Origin of the sequence: Chitinophaga sp. CF418, from assembly GCF_900142925.1 — a bacterium.
Lineage (GTDB): Bacteria > Bacteroidota > Bacteroidia > Chitinophagales > Chitinophagaceae > Chitinophaga.
In genome coordinates, this window is sequence record NZ_FRCN01000004.1 from 28,628 (window position 1) to 40,452 (window position 11,825).

An 11,825-nucleotide genomic window follows, 5' to 3' on the forward strand; every position below is an offset into this window, starting at 1 on the left:
CAAAATCACATCTTGTCAATCACCAACACCCAATCATTCCCATTCTGTTCTTCTCCGGGCGGATCAAATACCATCACACCTTTATTCGCATAAACACCAATCTCACTAACAAGACCATTCCGCGGATCATACCACGAAGCTTTAACACGACTACCTGCAATCCGCCCCATATTCACAGGGATCTTACTACCAGTGTAAGTGTAGACAAACGCATAATCTTTCCCCCGCGTGGCAGAAAGACGTTTATATCCTGTAGCATTATCCGCCACCAGTGACTGATCAGGGATACGGTCAGCATAATTCCGCGAGCAGATCAATTTCTTCAGATAGACCATCTGCCCGGCACCAGGCGCCTTAATAGCCGTATCCCAATACTCACGTACGCCATACACCCCAGGCCCATCACCATGCTTATGCATCTGCATAACAGCATTATGTCCGTAAGTATATCCGCAAGCTCCGGCAAACACAGACCAATAAGCATACCGCCTTACATCACAATCCTTCCAGAAAGGCTCTTTCGGATCATGCAGGCCCTGAGGAATGCCCTCATAAGAAGGCTCTCCATCTATCACAGGTTTAACAGGCTTCCTGTTATAATCTGTAGCTACATACTTCCAGTTATCCTCTCCATATTTTTTATCAACAGCAGCAGTATCCTGATCATAACGACGATGACCTGACTGGAACATATTAAACGCCAGCCAGGAACTGTTATGAAACCAGTCGGACGACTGCGTACGTCCACGCGGATGAAAAGTCACAAGATGTCCGGGATCCTCACTGTGTAATGTATTACCAATAGCCATCCAGACGTTCATAGCATCACTGCCTTTGATATCACCTCCATTTATCCAGATAATGTTCGAATAATCTTTATATCGTTTCGCAAGAAAAGACGCATAAGCAGCTGCTTCTTTTTCTGTTACAAGACCAGCCTTAACCGGACTCCCCCATACAGGCACCAATGCCATATACAGCCCTTTCTCCGCTGCTTTGGCAATCACGAAATCCATTTGATCCCAGTAATCATATTGCGTAGTATCAGCAAATTGATTGCCCGGAGTAGTCAACGGACGACTAACATTCTTGCTTATCAGTGCAGAGTCGCCGTAAATATTAGCGGCAGTAACACCGGGAAGTACCATCACCTGGATAACATTGAACCCCTTTTGCTGACGGTCAGTGAGATATTGTTCCGTTTCTTCCCGGGTAAGCCGGGTGAATAATAGCCAACCAGTATCCCCTAACCAGAAGAAAGGCTTGCCATCAGTAGTTTCAAAATATCTTCCATTGGCAGACACACGCAATGGTAACATCTTTTTCTGCTGAGCATCCGCATAGGCTATCAGACAAATGAACAGGCAAAAGGTCACAATACAGGTCTTGTTCAGCATAACAGGTCTTTATTTACGTACCAGCCATAATACCAACGCACCTTGTTGTGGCGTCGATAATGGATCACCAGTACCAACTTTAATATTCTTCTTGTTTGACAGTGTTTGTCCGCTGGCGGCATCTATCCATACAGCATTAAAAGTACCGGAAGCTCCTGCTACATCAATAGCAGCTGCACCTGGCGTATAGATGATATAATCGCCATGATCGTTGGCGAGGGCAAAGAACCCCGGCATGTCTGCCGGATGCATAACAGCAGCGGCAGACAGGAAACCGGGTACAGCTATGGATGGAATATTGGCGAGAGAACCTCCTGCCATGAATACAGCCCAGCCGTTCTTATCATAACCATCGGCAGAATAGATCACCGCTTTACCGGGATACTTATCGCGGTATTCACGGACTGCCCGGTATATTTCTTTTTCATCACTCCGTTTAGGTTTCAGCAGGCGCGCATGCTGACGAGGCGCCAGGTTCTGACCTCCCTCAGGAGCATAAGTAGTACCACCTGTCTGGTAATGCCAGTAACGAATATCTATCAGATCGACCACAGGAGAACGTGCAGGATCCTGCAGAATAGCATCCTGCACATCTTTCGTCGTACTGAGCCCGATCACAGGATGTTGCTGTTTTTCCTTTTCCCAGGCGCTGACCACATCCACCCAGAAATCCACAAAATGTAAAGGGCCTGTGAACTCCGCACCTATCAGCTGGATCACATTATGATTGTTGCTGAAGTTGTCCAGGCATTGGCGTATATAAGCGCGGTGAAACTGTTTCCTTACAGCATGGGTAGTATCATAAAATTGCTCCGCCATGAAAATACGTTTACCACCGGCATAGGGCGGCGGCTCAGGAAAGCCGGTCGCATTTACATTGTTGGCAGGCCGCCAGGGGAAATCAGCATAGTGTGCCCCTGCTTCGATAATATTGTGCTGGAAATACTGTTGATGGATCAGCACCTGTCCTTTGCGGTCAGCGAGATGCGCAAACTGTTGCAGACGGTACCAATACCAACGGTTATATTTTGTGAGATCATATTTACTCAGACCATCCCATGCTGTGCCTTGTCCGCTACGGGCGAAAGGCTGCTCATAAAAAGGCGGCCATACATCACCATCCAGGCGTAGCACCCGTTCATGATCATCACGACGTCTTTCATACCATAAACCATAGTTATGATCCATCGCTACGATATGTTTACGTTCCATCCAGGCAGATACCGAATCCAGATCATCAGTCAAACCTGTACCTGTTCTTCCCGGCACAAAGCGGGTAATATGCGGCGTAGCTTCCTGTATGCCATCAGGGCGTATATTCCCACGCCACCAGGACACTTCCCTTCTATCACCAATCATAACGGCACCATTATTCACCAGCCATCCATTCACTATTTTCGTTCCTGTTACTGCGGATGCCTGCAGCGATTGCACCTCTCCCTGTATGCGCACACCTGCTGCATCTACCGGAATAGGCTCGCGTTGTGCAGCCTGTCTGATCCATTCATATAACGTAACAGCAGGTTGCATCGCCTGATGGGATAAGTCGGCAGCTACTGCAGCTGTCGGACTGCTGGAAGCATCTCCCAGTTCAGGCAACAGGTAAGCACGCGCCGTAGCCTGCCCTCCCAACCTGGCGGCCAGTTGCGCATAATACAGGCTACGTGGCTGAACATATTCATTGGAACTATACCATTCCCCATCTCCTGTAAACTGTGCCCAGGCGCCGAATGCCCAGTTATTAGCGCCCGGAGGCCGTGGACAATCAATCCTGGCTGCTGCACATTGCCACAGCATACTATTGGCAGCTGTCCATCCTGCACCTTGTCCATCCTGTCCGCGGTCAGGGAATCCTAATGCCTGACCGTTAACAATCACATTATCCAGCAGCAGACCAGATGCCCAGCTATCAATAGCCCCACTGAAACTGTAAGGCATATCAGACATACATTGCACAAAAGCATTGGGACCAGCAGCACAGAAGCCAGCTGCGAAATCATGATACCCATACTGGGCATAGTTACGCTGGAATAAGGTTTGCTGACCAGAAGTAAAAAAAGTATACCGGCGCTGTCCACCTATCTCAGACACCGGCGACAAAGAGATACAATCCTCTACCGTCACCCTGCGGCCAGTTTCCAGGACTGATACTGCCGAACCGGCAAAGTGTTCGAAAGTGAGCCGTCTTACCCAGGCATCTGTGGTATTTTCTATTGCGATGGCTGTCCAGCAATGATCTTCATCCTTAGGATTGTTAGCATCAAATACTGAACGGCAATGCAGGTTTTCCACACCCACCTGTGATATACGTCCCGGCCATTTGTATACGGCAATAGCAGCACCGCCATAAGCAGTGTCTAAGGCAGTGGTCAGTGGTACATCCAGGGTTACTGTATTTCCTTCTACTTTGCTAATCTTCCTGTACCAGTGGATGTCCCGGTCACCAGGTTTCCATCCTAATGTAGTAATACCGCCACCGAAATGCGCGGTACCTAGTTGTTGTATCCAGGCCTGTGTGCAGGGCCTTGTTATCTCCACATCATCTCCCACTTTTAATGTAGTGCCAGCAGGTACATGCACGACAGCGCTATTCACCGGCACATAAACATCTGTCAGCTTGATGGCAGGTGATAACTGTTTGTCATTGCGGCCGCTTACATGCACCAATATGTCACGGCTATAACCCGTAGCCAGCAGCACCGTGCTGTCTCCGCTTCCTCTCAGCACGACACCAGAGCTATGAATACGGAGGCTACCGCTCACAGCATATGTTCCCTTATCCAGCAACACCGCTCCGCGTATACCATCTTTGTCTGCCGGCAAAGCCGCCACATAGTCAAGCGCTGCCTGTATCCTCGCGGTAGCATCCTCCTTCATAGCAGGCACCCTGACCCTTACAGGGGCCAGGGGCAATGCTTTATCTCCGGACATATAACCACACCAGGAGAAGTCGGGGACACGGTTTCCCCGCTCATCCTGCTGGTATATCGGTTGCCCTTTTTCCCATGAAACGGGGGCCAAAGGTGCTTTCGGTTTCTTTACCTGTGCGTTTGCCAGTGCCGGCATGCAACAGGCCATCCATGCTATTAATAATCTTCTATTCATTCCTGCGTTTCTTCCATTCGGCTTCCGCCTTTTTCATATCAATACCTGCTGATGATAAATAGTTGTTGATACGGCCTTTGTATTTACCGAACCATGCATGCTTCTGCTCTGATGAACCGGCATCCATTGCTTTCTCACGTGCTTCTTCCAACCAGGTCATGATCTGCTGCTGTTGCTGTTTGGTCAACTGTGGCAGCATCTGCAGGTATGCATTGTAGGTAACAGGCAGAATGCTGTAAGTCATACCATCTTTTACTTTTGTTACCTGTTCTGTGGTCAGCACAGACGATAATTTCGACAGGTAACGTTCGTGCAGCTGATGCACCATTGTCGTGTCCTTTTTCTCTTCGGTATCATGCAGGTCCACATACTGCTGTGCAATGATATCCTGCACCTGCATTGACTTACCCGCATCATTGATATCCAGCGAAGAAACGATCTTTGCTGCACGCTCAGTCACGATCATCTGGTAACTCTTCTTTTCTCCTTTGATATCATTCAGGAAGTCCTCAATATTGGTATAACCATCACCATTGGCATCCAGCACTGCATCCTTTGCATCTTTAGGATTCATCTTATGGCGGGTTTCCCATTCATCAGGAATACCATCTCCGTCAGTATCTTTATAAGGTGTTCCCTTATACTCAGGATATCCACCCACCTGTGCGATATCGTAAATGATACCTTGTTTGTAAGAATCTTCCGGCAGGCGTCGCTTGATGTATTCGCTACCGATCTTTGAACCGGTATTGTCCTTATATTGGATCTTACCTGTTCTTACCTGCTCTATTACCCTGGTGTCTACTGCATCTCTTTTAGGCAGCGTAGCACCGGCATTATCCAGTACATATTCATAAGCATCCTTTGCGGGCATGATCATCATACGCGGCATAGGCAGTGGTTTTTCCACACGCATATCTGGCTGGTATTCGCCGGCATTATCCATATCTTCTATCTGTACACCGCCATCCCAGTTATTACTTGTGATCTTTGGATAGCCATCCATGATGTTACCACTTACATAAGCGCGGCCGAATTCCCTGTATTTTAGCTTGCTGCGGCCAGATTCCGGTTTCAGTATCCTGTGACCAACAGGATCGTCTTTAGGAGTGACAGGACCTGGTTTGAAATAGTTATTGATAATATTGAACTGTGAACGGTAGTCGCCACCATCTACGGTACGGTGTTTCCAGTTGAAGACTACGTTGTTAACAAAATTGAATACGCTGAACCAGCCGATAGACGGGTTGCGACCTGCATTACAAGCCCAGAGGTTACGCATGAAGGAACAATTCTCTCCTCCCAATGTGCTGCCAAACGCGTGGTTGTAAGTATCCAGCGCTTCGGCAGAGATCGTATTCTGGATAGTGATATTTACTGTAGGTAATTTTTCTTCCGGATACCCTGCACCCGGGTTGTACATGTGACGATAGAGGGAGATATTCTCATCCAGGCCCCAGCTGGTAGAGCAATGGTCTATGATGATATTACCGATCGGATTTCCACCCAGGGCATCATCCCTGCGGCCCACAGTAGTTTCGCCACGACGGAAACGCATATAACGGATCACGACATCATGTGTATTGATCCAGAAAGATTCACCGGCTACACAGACACCATCGCCGGGTGCTGTCTGTCCCGCAATAGAGATATATGGCGCCATGAGAATAATAGGCGTCTTCAGTTTGATGATACCGGCAACGTTAAAGATAACGGTACGGGCGCCACCTGCTTCACAGGCATCACGCAAGGTACCGGGGCCACTGTCGGCAAGGCTGGTCACCACAAAGATCTTTCCACCCCTTCCGCCAAAGGTGTAGGCGCCACCACCTTCCGCACCAGGGAAAGCAGGGATCGTTGCCTGCGGCAGGTCAGTAGGACGGGCGGCAAATGGTACATAAGGTTTCCCCTGACGGGCTTCCTGTTTTACGATAGGCAAAGCCTTCTCCCATGCCTCATCAGCATGTTTTTTGGCTGCTTCCAGCAGTGAATCACTGACCTCCTGTACTGCTTTCGGGATGGTTGGATACTGAGCAAAAGCGCCGTGCGCCGTGCCGAGGGCGGCGATAAGCAAAGTTCCGGCGAGATAATGTTTCATACGAGTCAGATAGTTTAATGGTCTTTAACCTTTTTAACAGTCCAGAGATGATTAATTATGTTATGTTATTTTACTCAAGCGGATTAAAAGTGCCATTCGTCCACCCTACTGTCTGCACAAGACCGGGATTCCTCGTAATATTCGTAGTCGGAATGGCGTAAAAATAATAGTTGGACGGATAGTTGATCGGCTTTTGCGTATCCAGCACATCTACTGTTGTTGTAAAATATGTCGTATAATCCGGTCCGTTGAGGTCCAGCTTGTCACGCAGCATGAGGCCCGTAGCATCTGTTTTTTCCAGGTCTGCTACTGTATATGGTGCCTTCACCGCGATTTTCAGAATAGAACGTTTTTTACCATTCAACTGATCGAACAGTTTGTTACGGCGCAGGTCATCATAACGTTTACCTTCAAAAGCCAGTTCTATGCGGCGCTCGTTGATAATAGCAGTGAACATTTCATCTTTGGACATAGCAGGTTTCAATCCATAGAGTCCTCCTTCGCCAGCACGGATACCGGCTCTTTTCCGAATGGCAATCAACAGATCATAAGCCTCCTGCATACGGCCGGTAGCGTTGGCACACTCCGCGAGGTTCAGCATCACTTCAGCAAAACGCATTTCTATCCAGTCTGTTTTACCCAGTTTGGTATTATCTTTAATCGTCGAAGTATTGATATTCTTACGGCAATAGAAGCCAGTGGCAGTAGGCTTGTTCTTGTCTTCAGTCACCCCGGTATATGTCCATTGCTTACGTCCTGTCTTATTACTCAATGGCCATATACAACCATTATAAGCGATGGTGGCATCGAAACGGGGGTCCCGGTTCTTCCAGTAATATACAGGATCGTATCCTGCACCAGGGTCAGTAATCGGCAGACCGTCTGCAGTAGGGAACGCATTCACCAGTTCCAGCGTTGGCTGATAAGAGCCACCCCCGCCATTAGATTCAGAATAAGGGCGGGCGGCATCTTCAAAAGTGCTTGCCTTGTTAGCCCCATCGAAAGAACGTAACATGATCACTTCCTTGTTACCGGTGCCTTCATCCAGCCAGATATTGGCAAAACTGGAAAACAATCCATATCCATCTATCAGCAAAGTATCATATGCTGCCCTATTGGCTTTATAAGCCCTTTCCCAGCGTTCTGCTTCATTATTAGGGTTGAACTGCGGACTGGCCCAAAACAGCAGCATACGGCCCTTAATTCCCAATGCAGCCCCTCTTGTGATCCTTCCCCTGTCCGAACTACCCCAGGTAGCCGGCAAGGCAGTAGCCATGTCAAAATCCCGGGCAATGGAATCCACACATTCTGAGGTCTTGTTCCTCTTCACATACAGATTTTCTGTGATCCAGTCCTGCGGATGACTGATATAAGGTACGCCGCCATACAATTTGATGAGCTGAAAATATAACCATCCCCTCAGGAAATACGCCTGCGCCTTGATCTTTGTCTTTATGTCCAGGGGCAGCGCTCCTTTTTCTATTTCCGTTAGCAGGATGTTGATCTTGCGGATATATGCCCAGGCATTGTTGGAGGCATTACCCCCAAAGAAATCGGTGATGTTATCCACAGACAATGTACCATACCAGATCTTCGCTTCTCCACCGTTATAATCGTCAGACAAGTCGTGGATAGCGGTAGGCAGCAAAGTAGAACCTGACAGGTTGGGCCAGGAAGGCATGGATACATCATACAACCTGTTCAGGTAGAGCGTGGCGGTAGACTCGTTATCCCAGGTACGCTCGTCGATACCTGTCAGGTCTGTCTTATCAAGAATGTCAGAACAGGCGCTCAGACAGGCAGTAAGTAATATATAGCTGAATATTTTTCGCATGGCTTGATAATTTACAGGCTCACATTCAATCCGAAAGTATAGGTACGCAGGGCAGGATAATCTACCGCCAGGTTGGTTGCCGGATCTTTGTAAGGCTGATTGTTAATAATGGACCAAAGGTTGGTACCGGTCACGAATACCCTGAACTCAGGCACTTTCCAACGGGCGGAAAGAGCCTGCGGAATACCGTAAGACAACATCATGTTATTCACACGCATGGTAGTAGCGCTGCGCACCCAGAAGTCAGAAACTTCCTTAATCAGCGGAGAGTTGATCAGCGGATATTTCGCATCAGGATTCTCCGGCGACCAGGAATCTTTCCAGATGGCGAGGGAACGCAGGTTCTCAGTAGCCGGTGTTCTTGCTGACTTGTCATAAGCTAAAGAACCACCCACCTGCAGACCGATGTTCACACTGAACTTAAGCGTCTTCCAGGATGCGCCCAGGTTGAATCCTACGCCAAACAGACTGCTACCTCTTGGTGCAATACGTGTCTTGTCGTTCTCATCTATCCGACCGTCCTTGTTAATATCTTCATAGTTCATATAACCCGGTATCAGCTTTTCGCCGTCGATGGTCCAGTTAGGATTCTTGGCCAGGAAAGCATCTACTTCTGCCTGTGTGCGCAGGATGCCGGTTGACTTGTATCCTTCCAGGCCATTATCTGTTCTGCGGCCTATAGGATTTCTCCAGGCAGTATCCCCGGCGCCATAGTATTTCCGGATCACCTTGTTGTCGCTGATACCAAAGTTGACAGCCACATTATATTTGAAATCCTTACCCACACTACCATTATAGTTCAGCATAGCCTCAATACCATATGATTTCAGACGGCCATAGTTCTGATCGGAGATACCACCGCCAAAACTGGTAGGCACTGTGCTGGTAGGCTGCATCAGCATGTCATAGTTATAGCGGTGATACAGGTCGATAGCAAAATCAAAACGGCGGTCGAAAAAGCTACCATCAAATCCCAGGTTCTTATACAATGCTTTTTCCCAGGTAATAGCGTAATTAGGAATATTGTTATTGTTCAAACCACTGGTCATAGTATTGCCAAACAGCATACCGGTAGTCTGGGTATAACGTTCCTTGTATTGATAGTTCTGTACAGCGTCATTACCGGTAAGACCTACCTGGAACCTGATCTTCAGGTCATTCACAAACTTCACATTATCGATAAAGAATTTCTCCTGTGATATTTTCCAGCCCACTGCTACGGAAGGAAAGTAACCCCAGCGGGAATTCTTCGGGAAGTTCTGGGAAGCATCCGCACGGAAGGTAGCCTCCAGCAGGTATCTATCCATAAAGGCATAGTTCAGACGGCTGATGTAACTCATCCTGCCAGTTTCGCCGGAAGAACCGGAGTTGTCGTAGAAGCTCTTATCCATGCTGAAAGCGAACAGCTCATCGATGCCAGGTATCACTACCTGTTCACGACGGGTATCAAAAGCATCTGTGAATGATTCGCCCTGTTCTGCCACCAGTATTACACTAATATCGTGCTTGCCGAAGGTTCGCGAATAATTGATAGCCTCATTCAGCTGGTAGTTGTTGGAGCCACCGTAAGATTCCGTCATCAGGTTACCATTCTTGATCAGCGTACTAGGATTAGTGGATGTCAGCTGATTGGTAAAAATGACGTTCTGTGTAGTCTGATGCACACCTTCTCTTACAAAGTTGTACAGGGAATAAGGCAGGTAAAACTCTTTGCCAAAAGTATTCCGGGAGTTGCGGGCATATTGTACCCGGAAAGAGAGTCCTTCGATAGCCGGCAGTTTATAATCCAGGCTGGCATTGATGGTCTGTCCCTGTGAGCGGGTACGGCTGTAACTTCCTGTTTTTACCAACTCTCCGGGATGCCATCCGGGAGCAGAAGAGTAAACCGGTCTGCCGTCAATATACATAGGCACCCATCCCGGCGTCAGCAGCAGGGCGCTTACAGTGCCATTCATCTGGTCAGCCTGTTCGGTCAGCCCGGATTGTACCGTTTTAGGAGTGGGCCTGTTTATCTTAGAGTTGTCGGTAGAAAAGGAGATGCTGGCGGTCAGATTATCGATGATCTTCGCATTCACACCCATGCGCAGACCATATTTAGTGATATTCAGATCGCCCACGTTACCATCTTCCGAGTAGTAGTTGGCACCGGTGAAGAATGTCACCCGTTCGCTGCCGCCGCTCACATTGAGCGTATGACGGCTGAGGTGTGAACTTTTCCAGACATCATCTATCCAGTTGTAATTATGTGTTTTCAGGTAAGCCAGTTCGTCGGCAGTATAATACTTCGCAGTATTCGCATCTGCGAGAGAGGTATACTTATTGTTCAGCATTACCGCATGATCGTAGGAGGATAACATTTCAGGAATGTAGGTCGCCGAAGAGATACCGTGAGAGCCAGCATAACTGATACGGGGCTTGCCCGGACGGCCCATTTTGGTTTTCACCAGCACCACACCGTTAGCCCCCCTGGCTCCATAAATAGAGGCTGCCGCATCTTTAAGAAAGGTAACACTTTCTATCTGTGTAGCATCCAGGTTGTCAAAATCCTGTTTAGTCATCTGGAAGCCGTCTATCACGAATAGCGGATCAGTGGAAGAACCAGTGGCAGCCCAGGTCACCGGATTACGAATGGTGAGGGATGTAGTGGAACCCGGACGGCCGGAAGACTGTGACACTGATACACCCGGCACTTTGTTCTGCAGGGCGGTAGCCAGATTGGCGACAGGCAGGTCCTCGATCTCGGCGGCACTTACCGCGGCTACCGCGCCAAGCACGTTAGGCCGCTTCTGAGAGCCATAGCCGATGATCACAGTCTCATTCAGGGCCTTTACGTCTTTAGCCAGGAACACATCTATACTTTGTTGTCTGTTCACAGGAATCTCCTGTGTAACATATCCTATCAGGGATACAACAATAGTGGAATTCTCATGCACTTTCAGGGTATAAGAACCGTCAGGCAAGGTGGTGGTACCTTTGTTGCCCACTTTTACGCGTACGGTAACTCCGGGCAGGCCGGTACCTTCTTCTGTCCCTATTACTTTCCCCTTGAGGATAATTTCTTTTGCCTGTGCAATGGCTGGTGGTGTCGCATTAGGATTGTTAACAGCCATCTGCTGTGCAACAGTCGTCATTTGGAATAATAATGCACCAGGCAATAACAGTTTTTTGTGGAATAAAAAATTTTTCATCAGCTGATTTTTTTGCTGAATACAGCAAACCAAAACACAGTGGTCTAACTGAATGCTGCTTTTAATAGTGGAATTTTCTTAATAAATAGGCGTCCTTAATTCAGGAAATGGCATCTAAATAACCGCTGGCAAAAAATCTTCTGAGCGATCAGATGATGGAATACATAATTTTTCATACCAAAGGAATTTTAAGCTTTTCTTCA

5 protein-coding genes are annotated in these 11,825 nt (G+C 48.0%); all 5 read right to left on the bottom strand.

The window, feature by feature from the left end:
* Positions 1-5: 5 nt before the first annotated feature.
* The 5 genes from F3I09_RS10295 to F3I09_RS10315 all read right to left on the bottom strand — a co-directional run bounded on the left by F3I09_RS10295 (position 6) and on the right by F3I09_RS10315 (position 11,622).
* Positions 6-1,397, bottom strand: a complete 1,392-nt coding sequence (locus F3I09_RS10295; RefSeq protein WP_149694966.1) for a glycoside hydrolase family 140 protein — start codon at positions 1,395-1,397, stop codon at positions 6-8.
* A 9-nt stretch (positions 1,398-1,406) separates the two neighbouring features.
* Entirely contained in the window at positions 1,407-4,502 is a 3,096-nt protein-coding gene (locus F3I09_RS10300; protein ID WP_149694967.1) for a DUF6298 domain-containing protein, read from the bottom strand.
* The gene (locus tag F3I09_RS10305; RefSeq protein ID WP_149694968.1) at positions 4,495-6,600 is read right to left on the bottom strand and encodes a DUF3826 domain-containing protein; all 2,106 of its coding nucleotides are present in this window, start codon (positions 6,598-6,600) and stop codon (positions 4,495-4,497) included. Before F3I09_RS10305 ends, F3I09_RS10300 begins: the two co-directional genes overlap by 8 nt.
* Positions 6,601-6,670: 70 nt before the next feature.
* Positions 6,671-8,434: a RagB/SusD family nutrient uptake outer membrane protein gene (locus F3I09_RS10310; RefSeq protein ID WP_149694969.1), complete on the bottom strand. Its 1,764-nt coding sequence runs from the start codon at positions 8,432-8,434 to the stop codon at positions 6,671-6,673.
* Between the two features lie 11 nt (positions 8,435-8,445).
* Positions 8,446-11,622, bottom strand: a complete 3,177-nt coding sequence (locus F3I09_RS10315; RefSeq protein WP_149694970.1) for a TonB-dependent receptor — start codon at positions 11,620-11,622, stop codon at positions 8,446-8,448.
* Positions 11,623-11,825 lie beyond the last annotated feature (203 nt).